Annotated in this window: 23 protein-coding genes; 11 read left to right on the top strand and 12 right to left on the bottom strand. The window is 69.7% G+C overall.

Annotated elements, in window-relative coordinates:
* The first annotated feature begins 33 nt into the window (after positions 1-33).
* The 7 genes from CIW48_RS13845 (at position 34) to CIW48_RS13875 (ending at position 7,492) form a co-directional block, all read left to right on the top strand.
* Positions 34-516 carry a MerR family transcriptional regulator gene (locus tag CIW48_RS13845; protein ID WP_149311400.1) on the top strand — a complete coding sequence of 161 codons (483 nt, stop codon included), beginning with the start codon at positions 34-36 and terminating at the stop codon, positions 514-516.
* Between the two features lie 100 nt (positions 517-616).
* Positions 617-1,036 (top strand): hypothetical protein, encoded by a 420-nt coding sequence (locus CIW48_RS13850; RefSeq protein ID WP_149311301.1) that lies wholly within the window; start codon positions 617-619, stop codon positions 1,034-1,036.
* A gap of 120 nt (positions 1,037-1,156) precedes the next feature.
* A complete protein-coding gene (locus CIW48_RS13855; protein WP_149311302.1) occupies positions 1,157-1,600 on the top strand; it encodes a 4-aminobutyrate aminotransferase in 444 nt (147 codons plus the stop codon).
* A 218-nt stretch (positions 1,601-1,818) separates the two neighbouring features.
* A complete protein-coding gene (locus CIW48_RS13860; RefSeq protein WP_149311303.1) occupies positions 1,819-3,771 on the top strand; it encodes a PrkA family serine protein kinase in 1,953 nt (650 codons plus the stop codon).
* A gap of 191 nt (positions 3,772-3,962) precedes the next feature.
* Entirely contained in the window at positions 3,963-5,264 is a 1,302-nt protein-coding gene (locus tag CIW48_RS13865) for a YeaH/YhbH family protein (RefSeq protein WP_091777874.1), read from the top strand.
* A gap of 119 nt (positions 5,265-5,383) precedes the next feature.
* Positions 5,384-6,961: a SpoVR family protein gene (locus CIW48_RS13870; RefSeq protein ID WP_149311304.1), complete on the top strand. Its 1,578-nt coding sequence runs from the start codon at positions 5,384-5,386 to the stop codon at positions 6,959-6,961.
* Between the two features lie 102 nt (positions 6,962-7,063).
* A complete protein-coding gene (locus CIW48_RS13875; protein WP_149311305.1) occupies positions 7,064-7,492 on the top strand; it encodes a PaaI family thioesterase in 429 nt (142 codons plus the stop codon).
* A gap of 117 nt (positions 7,493-7,609) precedes the next feature.
* On the opposite strand, the gene CIW48_RS13880 is transcribed toward CIW48_RS13875, so the two are convergent.
* The 4 genes from CIW48_RS13880 to glyA all read right to left on the bottom strand — a co-directional run bounded on the left by CIW48_RS13880 (position 7,610) and on the right by glyA (position 11,288).
* Positions 7,610-8,233: a riboflavin synthase gene (locus CIW48_RS13880; protein ID WP_149311306.1), complete on the bottom strand. Its 624-nt coding sequence runs from the start codon at positions 8,231-8,233 to the stop codon at positions 7,610-7,612.
* Positions 8,234-8,236: 3 nt separating this feature from the next.
* Entirely contained in the window at positions 8,237-9,346 is a 1,110-nt protein-coding gene (ribD, locus tag CIW48_RS13885; protein ID WP_149311307.1) for a bifunctional diaminohydroxyphosphoribosylaminopyrimidine deaminase/5-amino-6-(5-phosphoribosylamino)uracil reductase RibD, read from the bottom strand.
* Positions 9,343-9,870, bottom strand: a complete 528-nt coding sequence (gene nrdR / locus CIW48_RS13890) for a transcriptional regulator NrdR (RefSeq protein WP_149311308.1) — start codon at positions 9,868-9,870, stop codon at positions 9,343-9,345. Before nrdR ends, ribD begins: the two co-directional genes overlap by 4 nt.
* A gap of 113 nt (positions 9,871-9,983) precedes the next feature.
* On the bottom strand, positions 9,984-11,288 hold the full coding sequence (glyA, locus tag CIW48_RS13895) for a serine hydroxymethyltransferase (RefSeq protein WP_091777886.1): 1,305 nt from the start codon (positions 11,286-11,288) through the stop codon (positions 9,984-9,986).
* 319 nt (positions 11,289-11,607) lie between these two features.
* Here glyA and CIW48_RS13900 point away from each other — a divergent pair, with 319 nt between their 5' ends.
* Positions 11,608-12,189: a hypothetical protein gene (locus tag CIW48_RS13900; protein ID WP_149311309.1), complete on the top strand. Its 582-nt coding sequence runs from the start codon at positions 11,608-11,610 to the stop codon at positions 12,187-12,189.
* On the top strand, positions 12,186-12,632 hold the full coding sequence (locus CIW48_RS13905) for a hypothetical protein (protein WP_149311310.1): 447 nt from the start codon (positions 12,186-12,188) through the stop codon (positions 12,630-12,632). Before CIW48_RS13900 ends, CIW48_RS13905 begins: the two co-directional genes overlap by 4 nt.
* 96 nt (positions 12,633-12,728) lie before the next feature.
* Here CIW48_RS13905 and CIW48_RS13910 read toward each other — a convergent pair whose 3' ends face one another.
* The 5 genes from CIW48_RS13910 to CIW48_RS13930 all read right to left on the bottom strand — a co-directional run bounded on the left by CIW48_RS13910 (position 12,729) and on the right by CIW48_RS13930 (position 19,188).
* Entirely contained in the window at positions 12,729-13,046 is a 318-nt protein-coding gene (locus tag CIW48_RS13910; RefSeq protein ID WP_149311311.1) for a cupin domain-containing protein, read from the bottom strand.
* Between the two features lie 73 nt (positions 13,047-13,119).
* Entirely contained in the window at positions 13,120-13,896 is a 777-nt protein-coding gene (locus tag CIW48_RS13915) for a DUF937 domain-containing protein (RefSeq protein WP_149311312.1), read from the bottom strand.
* A gap of 108 nt (positions 13,897-14,004) precedes the next feature.
* A complete protein-coding gene (locus tag CIW48_RS13920; RefSeq protein ID WP_149311313.1) occupies positions 14,005-15,450 on the bottom strand; it encodes an MATE family efflux transporter in 1,446 nt (481 codons plus the stop codon).
* A gap of 8 nt (positions 15,451-15,458) precedes the next feature.
* Entirely contained in the window at positions 15,459-17,432 is a 1,974-nt protein-coding gene (locus tag CIW48_RS13925; RefSeq protein WP_149311314.1) for a monovalent cation:proton antiporter-2 (CPA2) family protein, read from the bottom strand.
* Between the two features lie 139 nt (positions 17,433-17,571).
* A complete protein-coding gene (locus CIW48_RS13930; RefSeq protein ID WP_149311315.1) occupies positions 17,572-19,188 on the bottom strand; it encodes a formyl transferase in 1,617 nt (538 codons plus the stop codon).
* Between the two features lie 344 nt (positions 19,189-19,532).
* Between CIW48_RS13930 and CIW48_RS13935 the strand changes: the two genes are divergently transcribed.
* Positions 19,533-19,829 (top strand): hypothetical protein, encoded by a 297-nt coding sequence (locus CIW48_RS13935; protein WP_149311316.1) that lies wholly within the window; start codon positions 19,533-19,535, stop codon positions 19,827-19,829.
* Positions 19,830-19,890: 61 nt separating this feature from the next.
* Here the strand turns inward: CIW48_RS13935 and CIW48_RS13940 are convergent, their stop codons facing one another.
* Complete coding sequence (locus CIW48_RS13940; RefSeq protein WP_246695243.1) at positions 19,891-20,385, bottom strand: RT0821/Lpp0805 family surface protein; 495 nt, start codon at positions 20,383-20,385, stop codon at positions 19,891-19,893.
* A 92-nt stretch (positions 20,386-20,477) separates the two neighbouring features.
* Between CIW48_RS13940 and pdxH the strand changes: the two genes are divergently transcribed.
* Positions 20,478-21,101, top strand: coding sequence for a pyridoxamine 5'-phosphate oxidase (gene pdxH, locus CIW48_RS13945; protein WP_149311317.1), 624 nt, complete (start codon positions 20,478-20,480; stop codon positions 21,099-21,101).
* A 70-nt stretch (positions 21,102-21,171) separates the two neighbouring features.
* Here the strand turns inward: pdxH and CIW48_RS13950 are convergent, their stop codons facing one another.
* Both CIW48_RS13950 and CIW48_RS13955 read right to left on the bottom strand, forming a co-directional pair.
* Positions 21,172-21,855 carry a 50S ribosomal protein L25/general stress protein Ctc gene (locus CIW48_RS13950; RefSeq protein WP_149311318.1) on the bottom strand — a complete coding sequence of 228 codons (684 nt, stop codon included), beginning with the start codon at positions 21,853-21,855 and terminating at the stop codon, positions 21,172-21,174.
* 213 nt (positions 21,856-22,068) lie between these two features.
* Positions 22,069-22,956, bottom strand: a complete 888-nt coding sequence (locus tag CIW48_RS13955; RefSeq protein WP_149311319.1) for an ABC transporter permease — start codon at positions 22,954-22,956, stop codon at positions 22,069-22,071.
* Position 22,957: the final 1 nt, after the last annotated feature.

The raw sequence follows: 22,957 nt of genomic DNA on the forward strand, positions 1-22,957 counted from the left end.
TCGGGCCATCCCGTGCCGATCAGCAAGACCGCCATGCCCCCATCCCTCGCCGCCGAAGAGACCGTCGAACCCTCGGGCGGAGCCGGCGAGAAGAGTGCGCACGCGTTCCGCACGATCAGCGAGGTGGCCGAGGAACTCGACGTGCCCCAGCACGTGCTGCGGTTCTGGGAGAGCCGGTTCGGCCAGATCCGCCCCGTGAAGCGGGCCGGGGGGCGGCGCTACTATCGGCCCCAGGACGTCGAACTCGTCGCCGGCATCCGCCACCTTCTCCACGTGCGGCGCTACACCATCGCGGGGGCGCAACGGGTGCTCAAGGAGAACGGCGTCCGCTTCGTCCAGGCCGTGGGGCGCGGCGAGGCCGTGGCGGCCGCGCCCATGGTCCAGGAGGTCGAGGCGGGAGGTGGAAGCGGCGCGCTCGGGAATTCGGACCGGGCGTCGCTGGCGGAGGCTCTGGAGGAGCTTCAGGCCTGCCGCGCCCTGCTCGACGGGCTGCGCGGTGCCGCCGCGGGCATCTGACACCCGACAATGGCCCGCGGGCTCGGTCCTGTGGCCGTACCTGGTCTTGCGCTCAGCGCGGCGAGCGAACTTTCCGGCAACAACCCGCGTTGTCGCCCGCATGGCCGCGCCCAAATCCAAGCTGACGCCCAGCCAGGAACTGATGGCCCGCATCATGCGGATCGTCCGCACCTGCCCGGAGGCGGCCTCCGAAGTGCTGGAACTGATGTTCCTCGTCAGCCAGATCGAGGCGGCCACCAGCGTCGACCGCGAGTATCGCGACGCCAAGCGGGTGATCAGTCGCCTGCGCAATCCGCTCTGGGAGATGGGTCCCACCGATCGGGAGAAACTCCTGGCCGCCGCCGAGACGATCCGCCGGGTCTGCCGTCTGGCCGAGGACGAGATACCCGCCATTCCGATCGCCGATGCCGGGGAACGGGCACGGGTGGAGGCGCGGCTGGCCGCCGCCCTGGCCGGCGAATTCGACGGGACGCAGATCGCGCGCATCACCGGGATCGTCGCGGCCGCGCTCCAGAATTAAGCCGCCGCCCGGGCCCTCGACGCCCGTGCGGGGCGTCCCCACATGGTCTCCACCGATGAACGGGGCTTCCGGACGCGCGTCCGAAGGCGGGTCCCGGGTCGGCACTGGAGAGACGCTGCCATGATTGCCCTTCGTCCGTTCGCCGCGCTGATCGCCGGGAGTATGGCCCTCGCCGCGCCGGCCCTGGCCCAGGCACCGGCCAGTCGAACCAAGACCGTGGCGCCCGGCAAGACGGTGCGGCTCGAGATCGCGCCGAACCTCAAGAAGGATTGTTCTCCTGGGCCGATGCCCGAGTTCAAGGTCTCCGGATCGCCGAAGAACGGATCGGTGATCACCAAGGTCGGCAAGCTGAAGACGCCGGCGAGCTACCGCTGCCCCAACAAGGAGGCGGCCGTCCAGGCGCTGTTCTACCAGCCCAACAGCGGCTTCACCGGCACCGACGAGGTGACGTTCGAGGTCAAGAGCTCCGACGGTCAAGTGCAGACGCAGACCATCAAGATCACGGTCGGGGCGGCCGGCGCCAAATCGGGAGACGAGGGCAAGAAAGAGGGCACCGATTTGTGAGCAGGGGCCGGCCGACGCGGTATCTGCTTAGTTCTGAGGCCCGGGCAGCCGTTCGGGCGCGGCACGGAGTCTCGCCCGTGCCGCCTTCAGCGCTCGGGAGTGTTGCAAGCAATCGACATGCCGGGCGCCATGCTCGCCGCACTGCGACAAAAGCGGGCCTGTCGGTTGCATCCGAGCCGAGACAGGATGAAGCTGTCACGGTCTGAGAGGGTTATCGAATGCCCATGCATGCGACGAACGACCTTTTCCAGAGCTTCGCCCGAGGCTACGAGGCCCGCCGCGACACGGAGATGACGCTCTCCGAGTATCTCGATGCCTGTCGCGACGAGCCGCTGATGTACGCCTCGGCCGCCGAGCGGATCCTCGCGGCGATCGGCGAGCCCGAATTCGTGGACACCGCCAAGGATTCGCGCCTCGGCCGGATCTTCATGAACCGGACGATCCGCACCTACCCGGCCTTCCGCGAGTTCTACGGGATGGAGGAGACGATCGAGCGGATCGTCTCGTTCTTCCGCCACGCCGCTCAAGGGTTGGAGGAGCGCAAGCAGATCCTCTACCTGCTCGGTCCGGTGGGTGGCGGTAAGTCGTCGCTGGCCGAGCGGCTGAAGCTCCTGATGGAGGTTCACCCCGTCTACGTCCTCAAGGCCGGGGACGAGGTCTCGCCGGTCTTCGAGAGCCCGCTGGGCCTGTTCGACCCCGAGACGATGGGCGAGGAGATCCAGCGCCGCTACGGCATCCCGCGCCGGCGCCTCACCGGCCTGATGAGCCCGTGGGCGCTGAAGCGCCTCGACGAGTTCAACGGCGACATCTCGCGCTTCAAGGTGATCAAGGTCCGGCCCTCGCGCCTGCGCCAGATCGCCATCGCCAAGACCGAGCCGGGCGACGAGAACAACCAAGACATCTCGTCCCTGGTCGGCAAGGTCGACATCCGCCGGCTGGAGACCCTGTCGCAGGCTGATCCCGATGCCTATTCCTACTCGGGCGGCTTGAACCGGGCGAACCAGGGCATCCTCGAATTCGTCGAGATGTTCAAGGCGCCGATCAAGATGCTGCACCCGCTGCTCACCGCGACGCAGGAGGGCAACTACGTCGGCACCGAGAATATCGGCGCGATCCCGTTTACCGGCGTGATCCTGGCCCATTCGAACGAGGCCGAGTGGCAGACCTTCAAGACCAACAAGAACAACGAGGCCTTCATCGACCGGATCTACGTGATCAAGGTCCCCTACTGCCTGCGCGTTACCGAGGAGCAGCATATCTATGAGAAGCTGATCTCCGGCTCGGAACTGTCGGACGCGGCCTGCGCGCCCGGCACATTGGAGATGCTGGCGCGGTTCTCGGTGCTGTCACGCCTGCGCGAGCACGCCAATTCCAACGTCTTCTCGAAGATGCGGGTCTATGACGGCGAGTCCCTGCGCGAGGTCGATCCCCGCGCCCGCTCGATGCAGGAATACAAGGACACGGCCGGCGTCGACGAGGGCATGGACGGGATCTCCACCCGTTTCGCCTTCAAGGTGCTGGCTGCGACCTTCAACCACGACACAACCGAGGTCTCGGCCGACCCGGTGCACCTGATGTACGTTCTGGAGCAGGCGCTCAAGCGCGAGCAGCTCCCGCCGGAGACCGAGAAGAAGTACCTGGAATTCATCAAGACCGAGCTGGCTCCGCGCTATGCGGAGTTCATCGGCCACGAGATCCAGAAGGCCTACCTCGAATCGTACCACGATTACGGGCAGAACCTGTTCGATCGGTACATCGACTATGCCGATGCCTGGATCGAGGACCAGGATTTCAAGGATGCCGAGACCGGTCAGCTCATGAACCGCGAACTCCTGAACCAGGAGCTGACCAAGATCGAGAAGCCGGCGGGAATCGCCAACCCGAAGGATTTCCGCAACGAGGTTGTGAAGTTCGCCCTGCGCTCCCGGGCCCAGCACGGCGGCCGCAACCCGAGCTGGACCAGCTACGAGAAGCTGCGCGAAGTGATCGAGCGGCGGATGTTCTCCCAGGTGGAGGAATTGCTGCCGGTGATCTCCTTCGGCTCCAAGAAGGACGGCGACACCGAGAAGAAGCACGGCGAGTTCGTCGAGCGCATGGTCGCGCGCGGCTACACCGAGCGGCAGGTCCGCCGCCTGGTGGAATGGTACATGCGAGTGAAACAGGCCGGCTGAGGCGCCGGGCGCCCGGCCGGGTCCAATCCGGCCGGGCCAGGGTTTGACCCTCCGCCGCCACAGTTTCGGACGACCAGCCGGTGAAGATCTGAGGCCCAGCTGCGAAAGAGGGATCCATTCCTCCGCCGGCAGCATGGTACGATCAGGGTCCGGACCCGGCCGGCACACGCGGACGAGGGTTTTCGCAGCGGATGCACATCGTCGACCGACGTTTGAACCCGGGTGGCAAAAGTCTCCCCAACCGCCAGCGCTTCCTGCGCCGCGTGAAGGACGTGGCCCAGCGCGCCGTGCGGGAATCCGCCCGCGAGAAGGACATCAAGGATCTCGGCAAGGATGGCCGGGTCAGCGTGCCGGCGGACGGCGTGCGCGAGCCGCGCTTCTCCCGCCAGCCTGGCACCGGCCTTCAGGACCATATCCTGCCCGGCAACAAGACCTACGTGGAAGGCGATACGATCGAGCGGCCGCCGGGGAGCGGCGGCGGGCGCGGCGCCGGCGAAGGCGGGGAGGGCGGCGAGAACAGCGAGGACGCGTTCCGCTTCGTTCTCACCCGCGAGGAATTTCTGGAACTCTTCCTCGAGGATCTTGAGCTTCCAGACCTCGCCAAGCGCCGCCTCGCGGTGGTGGAGACCGAGGGCCTGCGCCGCGCGGGCTACACGGTGACCGGCTCACCGGCCAACCTCGCGCTCACCCGGACGCTGCGCAACTCGATGTCGCGGCGGATCGCCCTCAAGCGCCCGAAGCCCGAGGAGGTCGCGGCCGTGGAGGCGCGGCTCGACGCCCTGCCGGCGGGCGACCCCGAACGAGCTGAGCTGGAGCAGGCGCTCCTGAAGCTGCGCGAGCGCGCGAAGCGCATCCCCTACGTCGATCCGATCGACCTGCGCTTCCGCCGCTTCGAGCCCTATCCCCGGCCGATCGCGCAGGCCGTGATGTTCTGCCTGATGGACGTGTCCGGCTCGATGACCGAGCACATGAAGGACCTCGCCAAGCGGTTCTACATCCTGCTGCACATCTTCCTGACGCGCCGCTACCGCCACGTGGAGATCGTGTTCATCCGCCACACCGACCGGGCCACCGAGGTGGACGAGGAGACATTCTTCGGCTCCCGCGAGACCGGCGGCACCCTGGTCTCCTCGGCGCTGGTGGAGATGAAGCGCGTCATCGCCGAGCGCTACGACCCGAACGACTGGAACATCTACGCCGCCCAGGCCTCCGACGGCGACAACGTCTCCTCCGACGGGCCGACCTCGACGGAGCTGCTGCGGTCGCACATCCTGCCGGCCTGCCAGCACTTCGCCTATCTCGAAGTGGGGGACGAGAACGGCCCGCGCGCCGGCTTCGTGGAGCACCGCACCACCCTGTGGCGGACCTACGAGGCGATCACCAAGGCCGGCGGGCCGATCGCCATGCGCAAGGTCAATCACCGGCGGGAGATCTACCCGGTCTTCCGCGAGCTGTTCGGCCGCAAGGATGCGCGGGCGGAGGTGGAGGGGTGAGACCGCCCCCTCCCACTGTGGGGAGGGGGACGGGTGGGGGCGGACCGGATCGCCGCGGTGCCGACCGGACAACCCCGGCCCTTCCCCACAAGGGGAGGGGAGAATGTGATGAGGGTTTCATGGTGACCAGCCTGAGCCGATCCAAGGTGAGCGCGCCGACTGTCAAGGTCGACAAACCCCTGTTCACCGGCAACGACTGGGATTTTGATACGATCCGCCGCATCCACGATGCCTGCGAGGCCGTGGCCGGGCCTCAACTCGGCCTGTCCTGGTACCCGAACCAGATCGAGATCATCACGGCCGAGCAGATGCTCGACGCCTACGCGTCGATCGGCATGCCGCTGTTCTACAAGCACTGGTCCTTCGGCAAGCACTTCGCCCAGCACGAGGCCGGTTACCGCCGCGGCCTGATGGGGCTCGCCTACGAGATCGTCATCAACTCCGATCCGTGCATCTCCTACGTCATGGAGGAGAACACGGCGACCATGCAGACGCTCGTCATCGCGCACGCTGCGTTCGGCCATAACCACTTCTTCAAGAACAACTACCTGTTCCGGCAATGGACCGACGCGGAAGGGATCCTCGACTATCTCGACTTCGCCAAGGGCTTCATCGCCCGCTGTGAGGAGCGCTACGGCCATCAGGCGGTGGAGCAGGTGCTCGACGCCGCCCACGCCCTGATGAGCCAGGGCGTCCACCGCTACCCGCGCAAGAAGCGGCCGGACCTCGCCTCCGAGCAGCGGCGCGAGCGCGAGCGGATCGAGCACGGCGAGCAGATCTACAACGATCTCTGGCGCACCCTGCCGCAGAAGATCGGCACGGTGCGCCCGGACTTGGCGGCGGAGCGGCGCAAGGCGCTGCTCGAACTGCCGCAGGAGAACATCCTGTACTTCTTGGAGAAGGTCGCGCCGCGCCTGCGGCCGTGGCAGCGGGAGATCCTCCGCATCGTCCGCTTGGTGGCGCAGTATTTCTACCCGCAGCGCCAGACCAAGGTGATGAACGAGGGCTGCGCCACCTACTGCCACTACCGGATCATGAACGCCCTGTCGGAATCAGGGCAGATCACCGAGGCGGCCTACCTCGAGTTCCTGCAATCGCACACCAACGTCATCCGGCAGCCGAACTACGACGACCGCTCCTATGGCGGCCACAATCCCTACGCGATCGGCTTCGCCATGATGCAGGACATCGCCCGCATCGTCGAGCAGCCGACCGGCGAGGACCGAGAGTGGTTCCCCGAGATTGCCGGCACCGGCGACGCCATGGCGGTGCTGCGCGACTGCTGGGAGAATTACCGCGACGAGAGCTTCATCCAGCAATTCCTGTCGCCCAAGCTGATGCGCGACCTCCGTCTGTTCCACGTGGTCGACGATCCGGAGGAGCCGGAGTTGCGGGTCGAGGCGATCCACGACGAACGTGGCTACCGCAAGCTGCGCCGGGCCTTCGCGCGCCAGTACGACGTCGCCTGGCTCGACCCGGACATCGAGGTGGTGGACGTCGACCTGGAGGGTGACCGGCGCCTCATCCTCCATCACAAGGCGATCAACAAGATCACCCTGCAGAAGGACGACGCCAAGCGCGTTCTGCAGCACCTCGCCGACCTTTGGGGCTACGACGTGGTGCTCAAGGAGATCGAGCCGGCGACCGGCGCGGTGCTGGGTGAGATCACCGCCAGCGCGCGACCGATTTTCTTCTGATCGGCTCGGAGAGACGGCTGATCAAACCCGAACACCTCCGTATGAGGGGGGGCGAGAGGGGCCGCGGATTGCCTCACGGTCGCGCCCGTGCTGCAAGAGACCATGGCCGTCACGATCCTGACCCTCGCCGAGACCAGCGACTTCCTCGACCGCGAATTTCCCCAGATGCAGGCGGGCGGGCGGGCCTACCATCTCGAGGATGTCGGTCCGCTCTCCGCCCGGATGCGGTTGGAGGCCCATGAGCGCTTCCTCCGGCCCGGCGCGACCGTGTCGGGGCCGGCCATGATGGCGCTCGCCGACTACGCTCTCTACGCGGCGATCCTCGCCAATCGCGGCCCGGTGGCGCTCGCGGTGACGACGAGCCTGAACTTCAACTTCCTGCGCAAGCCCGCCTCGGGGGACCTCGTGGCGGAGTGCCGGCTGCTCAAGCTCGGCCGGCGCTTGGCCGTCGGCGAAGTGCGGATCACCGCCGCTGGCAGCCCGGACCTCGTCTGCCACGCCACCGGCACCTACTCGATGCCACCTCGCTGAGGCGAAATCGCGCGCCGTCCTTGCCAGCGGAGCGAAGCAATCCCGGGCAGCGCAACATCGGCGAACGGGGCGCCGCTGGGTTGCTTCGCTCCGACCGCAAAGACGAAGGAATCCCGATCAGCCGGCCCGCGCCTCGGTCAGCCGCGCGGCGTAGCGGGCGATCAGGTCGACCTCTAGGTTGAGCCGGTCCCCGTCGCGCCGCTCACCCCAGGTGGTGACCTGCAGCGTGTGAGGGATGAGCAGCACGGAGAATAGGTCGTCCGCGACGCTGTTCACCGTGAGCGAGGTCCCGTCGAGGCAGACCGAGCCCTTCTCGGCGATGAACTTCGCCAGGGCGACCGGCGCCCGCAGGGTGAAGCGCTCGCTCGGACCCCAGGCACCCGTGGTGACGGTCTCGCGCGCCACGATCTCGGCGACGCCGTCGACATGGCCGGTGACCAGATGGCCGCCGAGTTCGTCGCCGATCTTCAGGGAGCGTTCGAGATTGATCCGGGTGCCCGCGGCCCAGCTGCCCACGGTGGTGCGCGCCAGCGTCTCGGCGGCGGCATCCACCGCGAAGCTGCAGCCGCCCTCGGCCGGCTCCACCGACACCGCCGTGAGGCACGGCCCCGCGCAGGCGATCGAGGCGCCGAGCGCGATCGTGGCCGGATCGTAGGGCGCGCGGATCACGATCCGGCGCAGGTCGCCCGCCCCTGAAACCGAGACGACCGTACCAACGGCGCTGACCAACCCGGTGAACATCGCTTACGTCCTGTTGCGTTCGTAGGTCACGGCCTCGTCCGGCCCGAGCCGGAGCCGCTCGGCCTCCCGGAACCTCTCGCCCGTCAGGGCTTCCGCGAGAACCGGCCCCAGCGCCGGCAGGCCGCCGGCCGATCCCAGTTCCACCGGTCCGGTGACCAGCGTGCAGGCCTCGATCAGATCGGCCCGGGCGAGCGCCTCCGCAAGGCGGGGGCCGCCCTCGCTGCACAGGCGGGTGAGGCCGCGCTCGCCCAGATGCGCCAGGGCCGCCGGAAGATCGATCCCGCCGGCCGCATCCGCCGGCACGGGCGCGACCTCGACGCCGAGGGCCTCCAGGGCGCGCCGCGCATGGGCCGGGGCGGAGCGTGTGGTGAGCACCAGGGTCGGCGTGTCGCGGGCGGTCCGGGCCAGTACGCTGGCCGGGGAGAGCCGCAGATGCGTGTCGAGGACGATCCGCAGGGGCGAGCGCGCCGCCAGGCCCGGCAGCCGCACGGTGAGCGACGGATCGTCGGATCGGGCGGTCCCGATGCCAATCAGGATCGCGTCGGCATGGGCTCGCCAGAGATGGACCGCTCCGTCCGCCACCGGCCCGGTGATCCGCAGGCGGTCCGGCCCGGCGGAGGCGCAGAAGCCATCGCGGGTGCGGGCGAGCTTCAGGTGCAGGGCCGGGCGGCCGCGCGTCACCCGGGTGATGTGGCCGACATGGTCACGCGCCGCCTCGTCCCCTAGCAGGCCGGTCTCGACCGTGACGCCGCCGGCCCGCAGCATGGCGTGGCCGCGGCCTGCCACCCGCGGGTCCGGATCCTCGATCGCGCTGACCACCCGGGCGATCCCCGAGGCCAGGATCGCGTCGGTGCAGGGCGGGGTGCGGCCGTGATGCGAGCAGGGCTCCAGGGTGACGTAGAGGGTGGCGCCGCGAGCGGCCTCGCCCGCGGCGGCGAGCGCCAGGGGCTCCCCGTGCGGGCGGCCGCCCAGGGCGGTCGCACCCGTCCCGAGGATCCGCCCCGTGGCCGGCTCGACCACGACGGCGCCGACCGATGGGTTCGGCCACGTGGTGCCGAGCCCGCGCCGGCCCAGCGCCAGGGCGAGGCGCATGAAGTGCGTGTCGTCGCTCATGAGCGTCCGGCGCGGCGGCGCCCCGATGCCTCGGGCTCCGGATCCGCCTCCGGCCCTGCCGCCGGCACAGGGGTGCCGTCGCTCAGCGTGCCGAGCAGATCCTCGAAGTCCTTGGCCTCGCGGAAGTTCTTGTAGACGGAGGCGAAGCGGACATAGGCGACGTCGTCGAGACCTTTCAGCCCCGCCATCACCAGCTCGCCGATCGCCTCGGAGGTCACCTCGGGCTCGCCGGCGCTCTCGAGCTGCCGGGTGATGCCGCTGACCAGCCGCTCGATCCGCTCCGGATCGACGGCGCGCTTGCGGAGCGCCACGTCGATCGAGCGCTGGAGCTTGTCCCGGTCGAAGGGCACGCGCTTGCCCGAGCGCTTGAGCACCACGACCTCGCGCAGCTGCACCCGCTCGAAGGTTGTGAAGCGGCCGGCGCAATCCGGGCAGACCCGGCGGCGCCGGATCGCGGCGCCGTCCTCGGAGGGCCGCGAGTCCTTCACCTGGGTCTCGGAGCCGCCGCAATAGGGACAGCGCATGGGTCTGGATCTCGGACATGGAAACGGCCGCGGATCAAGCGGATCCGCGGCCGTTTCCTAGACTAGGCATGGCCGCCTCGGAAGGCCGGCCCGGCTCAAGGGCCCCGTCTTGCTCAGCCGTAGATCGGGAACCGGTCCGTCAGTGCATGGACGCGGGTCTTGACGTCGGCCTCGACCGCGCTGTCGCCCGCCTCACCCTTGGCGGCGAGACCGTCCAGCACCTCGACGATGAAGCCGCCGATCTGCTTGAACTCGGCCACGCCGAAGCCGCGCGAGGTGCCGGCCGGTGTGCCCAGACGGATGCCCGAGGTGATGGTCGGCTTCTGGGTGTCGAAGGGGACGCCGTTCTTGTTGCAGGTGATGTGCGCCCGCGACAGCGCGGCTTCCGCCGCCTTGCCGGTGAGGCCTTTCCGCTGCAGATCGACCAGCATCAGGTGGTTGTCGGTGCCGCCCGAGGTGATGTCGTAGCCGCCCGAGATCAGCGTGTCGGCAAGCGCCCGAGCGTTCTCCACCACTTGGCGGGCGTAGATCTTGAACTCGGGCTTCAGCGCCTCGCCGAAGGCCACGGCCTTGCCGGCGATGACGTGCATGAGCGGGCCACCCTGGATGCCGGGGAAGATCGCCGAGTTGAACTTCTTGGCGAGCGCCTCGTCGTTCGTCAGGATCATGCCGCCGCGCGGGCCACGCAGGGTCTTGTGCGTCGTCGTGGTGGCGACGTGGGCGTGCGGGAACGGCGACGGATGGACGCCGGCCGCCACGAGGCCCGCGAAATGGGCCATGTCGACCATGAAGTAGGCTCCGACCGAGTCGGCGATCTCGCGGAACTTGGCGAAGTCCCAGTGGCGCGGGTAGCCCGAGCCGCCGGCGATGATCACCTTGGGCTTATGCTCCTGCGCGAGCTGGGCGACCTGCTCCATGTCGATCCGCTGGTCCTCGCGGCGCACCGTGTAGGAGACCGGCTTGAACCACTTGCCCGAGACGTTCGGCGGGGCGCCGTGGGTGAGGTGGCCGCCGGCGGCGAGGTCGAGGCCGAGGAAGGTGTCGCCGGGCTGCATCAGGGCCAGGAACACGCCCTGGTTGGCCTGGGAGCCGGAATTCGGCTGCACATTGGCGAAGCCGCAATCGAACAGGCGCTTGGCACGCTCAATGGCGAGGTCCTCGGCGATGTCCACGAACTGGCAGCCGCCGTAGTAGCGCCGGCCCGGATAGCCTTCCGCGTACTTGTTGGTGAGCACCGAGCCCTGCGCCTCCAGCACGGCACGGGAGACGATGTTCTCCGAGGCGATCAGCTCGATCTCATGCTGCTGACGGCCGAGTTCCTTGGCCACCGCCTCGGCGATCTCGGGATCGGCTTCCGTGAGAGGGGCAGCGAAGAAGCTGTTGGAGAAGTGCTTGTCGGCGGCGGTACCGGCGCTCATGGTCTGCCTCTGTTCTGGTAGGGGCGATGGCCCGGCCTTTCGTCGGCGTGCACGGGCGGGCGTTGAAGGTGGGATTCCTACACGCGCCGAAGGCTCAGGCCAAGCACAGGCATTTTGCTCGCGCGCCAAGAATAATTTGCCGCAGGCCGTGCGCCGCCTCTGCCCGGCAGGGCGAACATATTTTCCTAATCCACCCCGCTGTGGCTTGACAGGAGGAAAAGAATCATGAAATAAAACATGAACAAAGAGGGCGGGTTACGGCGCTATGCGAGGTCATGATCCAGATGTGATCTTGGCGTATTCCATAGCGGAACTTCGCTTGAGCCTGGCCTTCGTTGCTCTGGAACTTCTGGACATCAAAGCCGGATTCAGGCCGGATCAGCCACGGGGCTGCGATGGTCGATGGTGCGGAGAGGGCGGTTCGCTAACCGTCGTTCGCAAGGATCGAACGGGGGATCCTCGGGTCGACGCGCAGACCGATGACATCCTCGATGTCCTGAAGGACGTCGTCGAGAGCACCGAGCCGGGAGAGGGGGTCCTCTACGGGATTCAGATCCACACGAAGCTGGCGGCTCGCCTGCGCGAGCTGGATCTCCCCGGGATCGGCCGGCACGGCGTCGAGCAGAGTTTCGTCGCGGGAGACATCGTTCGCCACGGCCTGTCGGGCAGCATACGCACGGATGTTCTTCTCCGGGATGGCCGAACCAGCGCGGCGCCGATCCGGGCGATCTGGGACATCAAGACCGGTGAAAAGGGCCTGTCGCCGCGCCGCATCCGTGCCTTGCGGGCCGGCGCAGGTGTCGACGACAGCGTCCCCGTCATCGAGATCCATCTGCTCCGCGGCATTTCCGTCAAGAGCCGCATCTCTGTCGCCGTCAGAACCGGAGTCGTGGTCGCATGAGTATGGAAGCGTACGCCCTGTGTCCGCGACCGCTCGCCAGCGTAGCGGAATGGCAGACCGGCCTGGACGCGCTCGGTTTCGATCTCCAGCTTCGCGGCGGGGCGATTCCGCCGGCCTCGTCGGGGCATCTGCCGGCCGAGCGGCGCGGCCGGGCCTCGGGCTTCGAGTGCTCGATCATGCCGCTCTCGGAATTGAAGGACACCTATCCGGGGACCGACTTCGCCGGCTCTTGGCCGTGCGTGTACGCGTTCTGCTTCGGCACCATCGCGGAATCCATCGGCGCCCTGATGGCGATCGCGGCCTGCGCGAAAGTGGTCGGTGGGCTCGCCTACTATGCGGACGACGGTCGCCTGATGACCGCCGATCAGGCCGTCCAGTACGCGCGCGAGACGGTGCCCGCGGCTGAGGAACTGGAGCGGCAGCTCGGCCCCGGACCGGAATGATCTGGGATCATCCGCAGCGCCAGGCCTGACCCGCCTGAAGAACCTCGGCAAGGCCGGAGAACCTCGGCAGGGCCGTCCAAACCCGCAGGACCCATTTCAGACCTCCGTCGCGACGTTCGTCTCGATCAGGACGGTCTCGGTCTCGAACGCGGCCGCGTGCCACGCCCCGGACGGAAAGTGGAACACGCTGCCGGCCGAGAACGGCGTGCGGCCCTGCTCGGTCTCGAGGATCCCTGAGCCCGAGAGCACCTGCACGAATTGCTCGTGATCGTGGCTGTGGGCCGGCGCCGAGACGCCCGCCGGGACCACGACGCGCACGAGGCTGGCGCCGGAGCCTGGGATCGTGCGCTTGGCGACGCCGTTCCCGGCGACGCTCTCGGCGCGGTCGTCCCAGGCGGTTAGGTGGTCGTTCATCGGCGGGTCTCCTCGGTGGCAGGGTGCCGCTTCGATCCGCGGGGTCAACGCCCGCCCGGGCCCCGTCCCTGCGTCAGCCGGTCCCGCCGGGCGGGCGACCACCGCGCCGGCCCTTCCCAGCCGCCGGATCGGCCGGCGCCCGATCGGGGCGGGCCGCGGCGCCGGCCGGGTCCGTGCCGCTCCCGGCCGAGGTGCCGGAGGTGGGCCAGAAGGTCTCGAACAGCTCCTGCATCGCCCGGATGTTGTTGCCTTGGACCTCGGCCCCGGTGCGCAGCATCTGCTGGAACATGTCGGAGCCGGCCTCGCCCGCGCCTGCCTGCGGCGGTTTGGCGGCCGGTTTCGCGGCTGGCTTCGGCGGCGGGGCCTGCGGCTCGACCGCGGGCATCATCGCCTTGGCCATCTCGGCCCAGGCCGGCGCGAACGGGAACGGCACGGGCGGCGGCGGGCTCGGCCGCGCGGGCTCGGCCTGCGGCTGGTTCAGCATGACATGGACGATGCTCGCCACGACGGCACCCGCCATCATCGGCAGCATCTGGCGCAGCACCTGCGCGCCGACACCGCTCGTGGCAGAGGCCTGCCGCAGCACCGCCTGCATCAGCTGCGCCGAGCCGAACATCTGGCCGAGGGCCTCGAATCCCTGCGGGGACGCCGGCTTGGCGGCTTCCAGCCCGAACATCCGGGCGAAGCCGGTCGGGTCCATGCCGACGCTGCGCTGGAGGCCGAGCGTCAGGGCCGGCATCAGCGCCTCGAAGGCACGGGCCGTCTGCTCGGCTGACAGACCGAATGGCTGGCCCATGGCCTGAAGCCCGGCCTCGCTCTGGGCCTGGAACATCTCGAGCGGGTTGAACATGACGCCTCGATCCTGTCGCGGTCGGACCAACCGAGACGAGGCATCGTGACCGTTTGCGCGGGGAAATACCAGTTCTTACCCGCGGAAGCTGTGTCCGACGCCCCGACCTCAGCTTAGCGGCTCGGGATGGGCGTGACCCGGCGGAAGTGGCGCCAGGCGCTGAGCGGCCGCGGCGGCGCCTTCGGGCTTCCCGCCGCGCCGTCCGGCCCCTTCGAGCCGGTCGACCGTGCGCCGCGCGAGCAGGATGCCGAGCACGCCGAAGACCAGGGAGCCGAAGCCCATCCCGGCTACCACCCCACGGGGGCCGTAGAACGTCGCGCCCAGCATCGCCGGCGGGATGGTGCCGAGTGTCGCCCGCCCCCAATTGAGCAGCGTCGAGCGTAAGGGGAAGCCGAGATTGTTGAAGGCGGCGTTGCCGAGGAACAGCAGCCCGTTGAAGAACCAGATCGCGCCGCCAACGAGGCAGAAGAATCCGAACAGCTCGGCCGCGACACCCTGCAGGCCGAACACGCTGGCGAGCCATCCCCGGGCCAGCGCCAGGGTGAGCCAGATCACGACGCAGTAGGCCAGCGTCACCCGGATCGCCGCGCCGATCACGCCGCGCATCCGGTCGAACTGACCCGCGCCCCAGTTCTGCGCCAGGATCGGGCCGATCGCCCCAGACAGGGCGAACAGGCCGCCGAAGGCCACCGGCGTCAGGCGGTCGATCACCGACGCGGCGGCGACCGCATCCGCTCCGTAGCCGGCGAACAGGCGTGCCAGGAACGCGCTCGCCACAGACGGCGCGAGGTTCGTGAGCACGGCTGGCCCCGCGACGCCGGCCAGGGCGGCCGCGTCGCCGGGCAGGCCGGACAGGTATGGCCGGCCTAGAAGCCCGTGACGGGCGACGCCGCGTATTCCCACCGCCACGAAGGTCGCGCGTGCCACGCAGACCGTGATCGCCGCGCCCGTGACGCCGAGGCCGGCCCCGAAGATCAGCAGCGGATCGAGGAGCGCGGTGACGACGGCGCCCGCCAGGGTCACCGACATTGCCTGCCTGGCCTCGCCGACCGCGCGCAGCAGGCCGGTGAACAGCATGCCGGCGGCGAGCAGCAGGTTCGACGGCAGGGTGATGTGCAGGAACAGGATCGCCATCTGCAGCGACTCGTCCTTCGCGCCGATCAGGGCCAGGAGCGGGTCGGCCAGCAGCGCGATCAGCAGGGCGATGAAGGCGGCCACGAGGCTGCCGAGGACCAAGGCGGAGGTCGCGAGGCGCCGCGCCGCCGTACGGTCGCGCGCGCCGACGGCCTTTCCGACCAGGGCGCCGGCGGCGATCATCAGGCCGATATTCACCGCCGTGGCGAAGAACTGCACGATGCCGGCAAAGCCGACCGCCGCCGTCAGGTTCGGGTCGCCGAGCGTGGAAACGTAGAACAGCGACAGCAGGTCGACGACGAAGATCGCCATCAGCCCCACCGACCCGGTGGCGGCCATCACCACTACGTGCCGGAGGATCGAGCCTGTGACGAAGCGGCCCGTTTCCCCCAGGGGCGGGCCGTCGGATCCCTCAGACATCCGGGCCGTCACGCATTCCGGGTGCTGCCTTCCGCTTCCAGTTCCGCCTCCGGATCGGCCTCCCCCTCTGCGGCATCTGTCTCCTGCGGCGCGAGAGCGGGTTTCTCCAGGAGCCGCTCGGCGGCCTCGCGCCGGTCGCTGCCCACGAGGTCGCGGGTCTCGGTGCTGAGTGCCCGGGCCGGCCGGACGGGAGCGGTCAGCGGCTCGGGCTTCAGCCCCGCCGCCGCGCCGCGCATCCAGCTGGCGTCGGGCAGGGCTCCCGCCTGCTGCAGGACGAGGCGGGCGATGTCGCGCTTACGCACGTCGTCGGCCCGCGCCGTTGCGGCCTCCGGCGACAGGCCGAGCCCTTCGAGCGCTGCCCGTCCGAAGGCGAGGGCGGATTCGGCGGTCTCGCGGATCTGGTAGTCCACGTCCCGGTTCATCAGCTCCACCGCGTGCAGGCGGTCATAGGCGCGTACGAAGGTGCGCACGCTGGCGAATTCCTCGTGGACGATGTCGACGATCTTGAGGGCGCCCTCCCGGTCGTCGACGCAGATGCAGACCAGCTCGACCCGGCCGATCCCGGCCGCGCGCAGCACGTCGAGCCGGGTGCCGTCGCCGTAATAGATGCGGAAGCCGAAGCGCGAGGCCGCGCGCAGCTGCTCCACATCCTTGTCGATCACGGTGACCGGGATGCCCTCGGCCATCAGCACCTGTGTCAGCACCTGACCGAAGCGGCCGAAGCCGATCACCAGCACCCGCGCCTCGCCGCTCTCGGCGAGTTCGGAGGCGGGCTCCTCCAGATCGAGGGTGCTGCGGGCGTTGCGCCGCTCGATCAGCTTGTCGAGGCCCTTGGCGGCGATCGGCCCGATCAGCATGGTCAGCGCGGCCAGCGCTACCGCGAAGCGCGTCGCCGTGACGCCGGTGAGGCCGAGATCCTGGGCCTGGGGCAGCAGCACGAAGGCGAACTCGCCCGCGGGCGCCAGCACCGCCGCGCCCCGCAGGGCCCCGAGCGTGTCAGAGCCGAACAGCCGGAACAGGCCGGCCACGATGGCGACCTTGACCAAGATCGCCGCCAGGGTCGCGCCGAACAGGGCGGGCCAGACCTCGCGCACGAGGTTGCCGTCGATCGACATGCCGACGCTCATGAAGAACAGGCCGAGCAGCATGCCGCGGAACGGCTCGATATCGGCCTCCAGCTGATGGCGGAAGTTCGACTCGGCCAGCAGGATGCCGGCGAGGAACGCGCCCATCGCCATCGACAGGCCGACCTGCTCCATGAGCAGCGCGGTGCCGAGCACCACGAGAAGCGCCGCAGCCGTCATCACCTCGCGGGCGCCGCTCGCCGCCAGCAGCCGGAAGAACGGGTTCAGGCCGTAGCGGCCGACCAAGACCACCGCGAGAATTGCCGCGAGTGCCTTGCCGGTGGAGATCGCCGCCTCCCCGAGCCAGGAGACGTCCGTCGCCTCGCCCGCCGAGGCCAGGAGCGGCATCAGCGCCAGGATGCCGACCACCGAGAGATCCTGGAACAGCAGGACCGCGAAGGCCCGCCCGCCGTAGGCGCTGCCGAGGTCGCCCCGCTCCTCCAAAAGTTGCAGGGCCACCGCGGTGGCCGAGAGGGCCAGCGCGAGGCCGATCACCGCGGCGGCGCCGACGCTGAGGCCCGCCAGGACGCCGGCGCCGCCCAGCACCAGCGCGCAGAGGACGAGCTGGGCGGTGCCGAGGCCGAAGATGTCGCGCCGCATCGAGACGAGCTGCGAGAGATGCAGCTCCAGCCCGACGATGAACAGCAGCAGCACCACCCCGATCTCGGCGACGCTCGCCGCCGTCTCGGGCTCGGCGATCAGCGACAGGCCGGAGGGCCCGATCAATACGCCGGCCACCAGATAGCCGAGCACGGCGCTCTGGCCGATCAGCCGGAAGATCGGCACGCCGATCACCGCCGCCGTCAGGAAGGTCAGGACCGGCGGCAGGAAGCTCGCATGTTCGACGGGGCTCGCCATGGTGATCGTCCCGGCGTTCGGCTCGATGGGCGCAGGTGGAGCCCCCGCTTAGCGCGCGCGGCGCCGGGATGCGAGCCGTCGGCAGGTGCCGTTCGGCACCGGGGTCCCCGCGGGTGCTCCATCCGCGGTTGGCCCGGGCTCAACCCGGGAACCGTGCCCGGGCCCGGTGCGAGCCGTCGATGAACTCGAAGCCGCCGGCCGCGCTCAGCATGTGCAGGCGTGTGCCGGGCCAGGCCGCGCCGGGGCACAGGCGCGTCTCGACCTGCTGCGCGTAAGCCTCCTCGTCGAGGCGCAGGATCCGCGCGAGCCCAAGCGCCGCGCCATAGCCCTGGCGGCAATCCTGGACGGGCCGGATCAGGCCGCCGTCGCGGGCCACGATCGGACCCGCGGCCCGGGCCGAACCGATATCGATCAAGACCGGGTTGTGCCGGTGGGGAGTCCAGGGCCCACGGAAATGCGGCGCGTGCCAGAGATGCAGGGTGTCGGAGTAGCTGCCCCCGCCCGCCCGAACCGTGGCGAACATCCACCAGCGGCCGCCGTGCTGCAGCAGGGTCGCATCGCCGGCCACAACGCCGTCGAGGAGCACCGCCTCGTGAACCCAACCGCGCGGGAAGTCGGTGGCCCGGTAGAGGTCGACCGTGCCGGAGGCGTGGGATTCCGGGATCATCCAGACCTGCCCGTCCGCCTCGAATACGAACGGGTAGGAGAGGTGGGTCTCGAGTTCGAGGACCGGCTCCGGCCGGCCGCGCGGCCCGTCCACGCCGAAGCCGACCGCGGCGATGACACCCTTGCCGCGGCGGTAGTCGAACTCCTCCACGAACAGCGTCACGGCGCCGTCGCGGGCGATCGCGAAGGGATCGGCGTAGAAGCGCCGTCCGTCGTCGGGCAGGACCTGCCAGCCGCCCTCGGGATGCCGACGCAGGTCGATCAGGTCGGGGCCGACGATCCGCCGCCAGCCCACCCGCCAGTGCGGGCCGTGGAAGCAGAGGGCGTAGAGCCTGCGGGCGATCTGCCGGGCCAGCCCCCCGGCGGCCCGCCGCCGGGCGCCCAGGCCGCCGAGGTCGTAGGCGATTGCGGGCTGAAGGGGCGCCCCGGCGCCGTCGGGAAGCTCCATCGAGGCCGCGCCGTCGAGGGCGGCGAGGATCAGCGTGATGGTCCGCGCGAGGTAGCCTTCGAAGGCCGCGAGCATCACCGTATGCGATTCCGCGCCCAGGCGCCCCACCGCCACCGGCTTTCCGTCCGGCCCGCGCAGGGCCGCCACCGGCGCCCCGTGGGCGAACAGGGCGGCGAGGAGGCCCGCCTCACCCGGCATCCCGTCGTAATCGAGCCGCCAGGCCGGCTCCGATCCCGGTTCCGCGGGACTGCCCGAGAGGTCGAGGACGAGGTCGGCGTCGCTCCCGCGGGGCTCCTCGCCATCGGGGATGGCCTCGTAGGGGGCGAGTGCCACCGGTTCCGCCGCGGTGGCCAGACCCGGCCGGGGCAGACCGTGAATGGCGGCTTCCAGTCGAAACAGCAGTTCCGCGTTCGGCGGCAGACCCTCCGCATGATCGACCCAGGCGACCCGGATCCGGTGGTCAGGCCGCTGCCCGAGATGGTCGAGGAGGCGGATGTGCCAGCCGCGTAGCGCCCGGCGGTCGAGCCGCACAGTGACGGTCCGGATGCGGGCGGGCGTCCCGGAAGTCGACGGCTCCGCCCGGGCGGGAGCCCGACCGCCGGCCGCCGACGGCCAGTCCGCGCCTCCGATCGCCCGCTCCATCAGCCGGCCGGCCTCACGCCCCGCATGCCGGGTTTCGTATCGACGTTCACGGCGGCAAGACCTGGGATGCGCCCGACGTCGGCCGTCGATACGGTCGCCGCAGGCTCGAATGCTGTTACGCCGCGCCACGATCAAGCACGGCCGGATGGCTGTCTACCGGTACAAGCTTAACGCGCGAGACGATTTCTGGGCGGTGAACCGGAAAAATCGAAATTCACCGCATCAAATAAACGCGTGTTGGCAGCCGGTGATACAATGTCGCGACGCCATGGTGGTTCGCCCAGGGGAACCCCACCTCCAGCTGGACCGTTCGCCAGACAATGACGTGGTGCGGAGATCAGGACATGACGCGCAAGACGCTGATGATGCCCCTCGCGGCGATGCTCCTCGCCGCCGTTCCGGGGACGGCTTTCGCCTGGGGCGGCGGTGGTGGTGGCGGCGACAGCGGCAGCGGTCTCTCGCCCTACGCGGCGCTGAGCGGCAATGATCGCTCGGCTGGCGTCAACAACGGCAATTACCGCGATCCGGCCCTCGACCCGTATATCCGCACCTACGATCCGGAGGCTGCGGCCCGCTACGCCGCCCCGCCGGCGGCACAGCCGCGCCTCCGCATGCGGCCCTATTACGGCCAGCCCTACTAAGTGCGGCGCTGCGGCTCTCCCGCTGCCGTGATGGCGGGGGGAGGCCGCGTGACCGTATGGTTCAGGAGTGTCCGGCGCCGCTCGCGGTCCGGACGCGCTTGAGCGTCCACGGACCGCCCGAGAGCTTGCATCCGGTGCCGCGGACGAAGCGGCTGCGGTTCGACCCAATCACGGATGCAAGGAAGTTGCGGCAGATCAGGTCGTCCGAGACGAAGGGCAGTCCGGTCGGATTGACCGACCCGTGAAGCCCCGTGTCCGGGTTGTCCCATTTTACCGGGCGCCCGTTACCCTGCGGATCCAGGGCGACGCTCAGGGCGGCGCGTGCCCGGCGCCAATCCTCCTCGGCGAGGTCGTCCCCGAAACCCACAGGCCGCTTCTCGATGCTGCCGGTCACGGTCGGCTCCTCGACCACGGGCGCCGCTGGAGGATCGCCCCGGAAGACCAGCAGCGGCTGACTGCAGCCGCACAGGGCCATCGCCATCGCCATCGACAGGCCCGACACGGACGCACAGATGCGCGACCGCCGGCTTGGCCCTTTACACGCGCATCGCCGCATTACACCTGACTCACGACGGGCTATTCGCTCGACCGAACACGCCGATGTCGGTGCCCCCTCAGGCCCTGGACGCGGCAGGCAGGAGTCTTGGCGTGGATCAGTTAAGGACCGATGACCCGAAGAGCCCGGACTTCACGCTGAGCAACGACCCCGTCGGGCTGTTCGCCACGTGGATGACGGAGGCCGAGGCGGCCGAGCCCGAGGATCCGAACGCGATGGCGCTCGCCACCGCCGGGTCGGACGGCCTTCCGGACGTGCGGATGGTTCTGTTGAAGGGCTTCGATGCCCGCGGCTTCGTGTTCTACACCAACACGCAGTCTACCAAGGGCGAGGAGCTGGCGCAGAACCCGCAGGCGGCCCTGGTGCTGCACTGGAAAAGCCTGCGTCGTCAGGTGCGCGCCCGGGGACCGATCGCGCCGGTGACCGCCGAGGAGGCGGATGCCTATTTCCAGAGTCGTCGCCGGGAGAGCCGGCTCGGCGCCATCGCCAGCCAGCAATCTCGCCCGCTCGCCGACCGGACCACGCTGATGAAAGCGGTGGCGGAGCTGTCCGAGCGCTACGGGGACGGGCCGATTCCCCGGCCCGAGCACTGGACCGGATTCCGGATCGCGCCGGTGAGCGTCGAGTTCTGGCAGAACGGCGATTTCCGCCTGCACGACCGGGTTCGCTTCACCCGGACCGGTGAGGGCTGGAGCCGGGCGCGGCTCTATCCCTGACCACAGCCGAAACGAAGAGAGCCCCGGCAGGGCCGGGGCTCTCGCTTCGCGTGACAGGCAGCGACGAGGCTCAGGCCTCCTCGCCGTCCTTCTTCTCGTCCTCGGAGGCCTCCTCGGCCTTCTCCTCGGCGGCCCCGGCCGACTGCGCCTCGGCGATGGCAGCCTCCTCGGCCTCGACCTCGGCGCCCAGCACGGTCGGCGGCACGATGTTGGCCACCGGGTCGGTCGCCTCGCCGGTGTAGGTGCCGGCTGGGATCTTGATGTCGGAGACGTGGATGACGTCGCCGATCGCGCGGCCGGTCAGGTCGACCTCGATCGCGTCCGGGATCTGGTCGGGAGCGACGTCGAGGCTCAGCGTGTGGGCCACGATGTTGAGGGTGCCACCGAGCTTCTTGATGCCGGGGGCCGCGTCCTCGTTGACGAAGTGCACCGGCACCTCGACCGTGACGGTCTGGCCCGACACGACGCGCAGGAAGTCGACGTGCAGCGGCACGCCGGTCACCGGGTCGAGCTGGAAGTCGCGCGGGATCGCGCGGACCTTCTTGCCGTCCGCGTTGATTTCGAACAGCGTGGTCTTGAACCCGCCGGCATAGATCAGGGTGCGGGTGCGGACGAGGTCGACCGCGATGGATTGCGGCGGCTGGCCGCCCCCGTAGATGACGGCGGGAACTTGGCCCTGGCGACGAACGGCCCGGGCGGCCCCCTTGCCGACCCGGTCGCGTGCCACGGCCTCAAGCGTCTTCACAGCGCTCATGGCGTGATCCTTTACGATTGCTGGAGCCGGAAAACGAAAAGGCCGCCCCTGGCGGGCGGCCACATCCTTCCCGGCGCGCCCCTGCCTCCAAGGGTGTCTCGGGGGCGCGCCGTGCGCATACACGGACGGGGGCGGATTGGCAATGTCGGGGTGTCCAGGGGCGAGGGTGGCCGCGCGATCCGGACGCTACTCGGCCCAGCCGCCCAGCTCCTGTCACAGGCCGGCCAGCGCCCGCCGCGCTCGCCGCTTCTGCAGCCACAGGCTCAGGCCGAGCGCCGTCCCGATCACCAGGGCCGAGACCGCCGTGGTCACCGTGCCGAGCGCGTAGATCTCGGGCGTCGTCACCGTGGTGGTCAGGCCCTGCAGCTCCAGCGGCAGGGTGTTGCGGCCGCCGATCGCCTGGCTGGTGCGGGCGAGCTCGTCGAACGACAGGGTGAAGCCGAACAGGGCGACGCCGACGAGGGCGGGCGCGAGGATCGGCACCACCACGTGGCGTAGCGTCTGCGGGCCGCTGGCGCCGAGGTCGCGGGCGGCCTCCTCGTAGGCCGGGTCGAACCGGTTGAACACCGCGAACATGATCAGCAGGCCGAAGGGCAGCGTCCAGGTGAGATGCGCCCCGAGCGCCGAGGTGTAGAGGCCCATGAGCGTGCCGTGATCCTGCAGGAACCCCCAGCCGGTGGCGGCCGCCAGCGCCTTGACGGCGTCGTCGAGGAGCCGGAATTCAAGGCCGATGCCCAGCGAGACCACGATGGAGGGCACGATCAGGCTGGACACCGCCAGGCCGAAGACGAGGCCGGCCCCGCGAAAGCCCTTCCGGAAGGCGAGGCCGGCGTAGAACGCGATTCCCACGGTGAGCGCCATCACCACGAGGCCGAGGGCCAGCGAGCGCCGCAGCGCCGCCCAGATGTCGACGACGCCGACGCCCGCCCACAGCTTGGCGAACCAGTGCGTCGAGACCCCGTTCATCGGGAAGGTCAGGCCGCCGGACGGGCCCTGGAAGCTGAGCGCCAGGATCGTGAGCGTCGGCCCGTAGAGGAACAGGACGTAGAGGGCGAAGACCGCCGCCAGCAGGTAGAAGGCGCGGCCGCGGGGCTGGTCCATC

It is taken from the genome of Methylobacterium sp. P1-11 (assembly GCF_008329595.1).
Taxonomy (GTDB): domain Bacteria; phylum Pseudomonadota; class Alphaproteobacteria; order Rhizobiales; family Beijerinckiaceae; genus Methylobacterium.

Bases quoted from the DNA above. Each gene is read 5' to 3' on its own strand.
- CIW48_RS13845 (WP_149311400.1), top strand. From the start codon at position 34: ATGCCCCCATCCCTCGCCGCCGAAGAGACCGTCGAACCCTCGGGCGGA.
- CIW48_RS13850 (WP_149311301.1), top strand. From the start codon at position 617: ATGGCCGCGCCCAAATCCAAGCTGACGCCCAGCCAGGAACTGATGGCC.
- CIW48_RS13855 (WP_149311302.1), top strand. From the start codon at position 1,157: ATGATTGCCCTTCGTCCGTTCGCCGCGCTGATCGCCGGGAGTATGGCC.
- CIW48_RS13860 (WP_149311303.1), top strand. From the start codon at position 1,819: ATGCCCATGCATGCGACGAACGACCTTTTCCAGAGCTTCGCCCGAGGC.
- CIW48_RS13865 (WP_091777874.1), top strand. From the start codon at position 3,963: ATGCACATCGTCGACCGACGTTTGAACCCGGGTGGCAAAAGTCTCCCC.
- CIW48_RS13870 (WP_149311304.1), top strand. From the start codon at position 5,384: ATGGTGACCAGCCTGAGCCGATCCAAGGTGAGCGCGCCGACTGTCAAG.
- CIW48_RS13875 (WP_149311305.1), top strand. From the start codon at position 7,064: ATGGCCGTCACGATCCTGACCCTCGCCGAGACCAGCGACTTCCTCGAC.
- CIW48_RS13880 (WP_149311306.1), bottom strand. From the start codon at position 8,233: ATGTTCACCGGGTTGGTCAGCGCCGTTGGTACGGTCGTCTCGGTTTCA.
- ribD (WP_149311307.1), bottom strand. From the start codon at position 9,346: ATGAGCGACGACACGCACTTCATGCGCCTCGCCCTGGCGCTGGGCCGG.
- nrdR (WP_149311308.1), bottom strand. From the start codon at position 9,870: ATGCGCTGTCCCTATTGCGGCGGCTCCGAGACCCAGGTGAAGGACTCG.
- glyA (WP_091777886.1), bottom strand. From the start codon at position 11,288: ATGAGCGCCGGTACCGCCGCCGACAAGCACTTCTCCAACAGCTTCTTC.
- CIW48_RS13905 (WP_149311310.1), top strand. From the start codon at position 12,186: ATGAGTATGGAAGCGTACGCCCTGTGTCCGCGACCGCTCGCCAGCGTA.
- CIW48_RS13910 (WP_149311311.1), bottom strand. From the start codon at position 13,046: ATGAACGACCACCTAACCGCCTGGGACGACCGCGCCGAGAGCGTCGCC.
- CIW48_RS13915 (WP_149311312.1), bottom strand. From the start codon at position 13,896: ATGTTCAACCCGCTCGAGATGTTCCAGGCCCAGAGCGAGGCCGGGCTT.
- CIW48_RS13920 (WP_149311313.1), bottom strand. From the start codon at position 15,450: ATGTCTGAGGGATCCGACGGCCCGCCCCTGGGGGAAACGGGCCGCTTC.
- CIW48_RS13925 (WP_149311314.1), bottom strand. From the start codon at position 17,432: ATGGCGAGCCCCGTCGAACATGCGAGCTTCCTGCCGCCGGTCCTGACC.
- CIW48_RS13930 (WP_149311315.1), bottom strand. From the start codon at position 19,188: ATGGAGCGGGCGATCGGAGGCGCGGACTGGCCGTCGGCGGCCGGCGGT.
- CIW48_RS13935 (WP_149311316.1), top strand. From the start codon at position 19,533: ATGACGCGCAAGACGCTGATGATGCCCCTCGCGGCGATGCTCCTCGCC.
- CIW48_RS13940 (WP_246695243.1), bottom strand. From the start codon at position 20,385: ATGCGGCGATGCGCGTGTAAAGGGCCAAGCCGGCGGTCGCGCATCTGT.
- CIW48_RS13950 (WP_149311318.1), bottom strand. From the start codon at position 21,855: ATGAGCGCTGTGAAGACGCTTGAGGCCGTGGCACGCGACCGGGTCGGC.
- CIW48_RS13955 (WP_149311319.1), bottom strand. From the start codon at position 22,956: ATGGACCAGCCCCGCGGCCGCGCCTTCTACCTGCTGGCGGCGGTCTTC.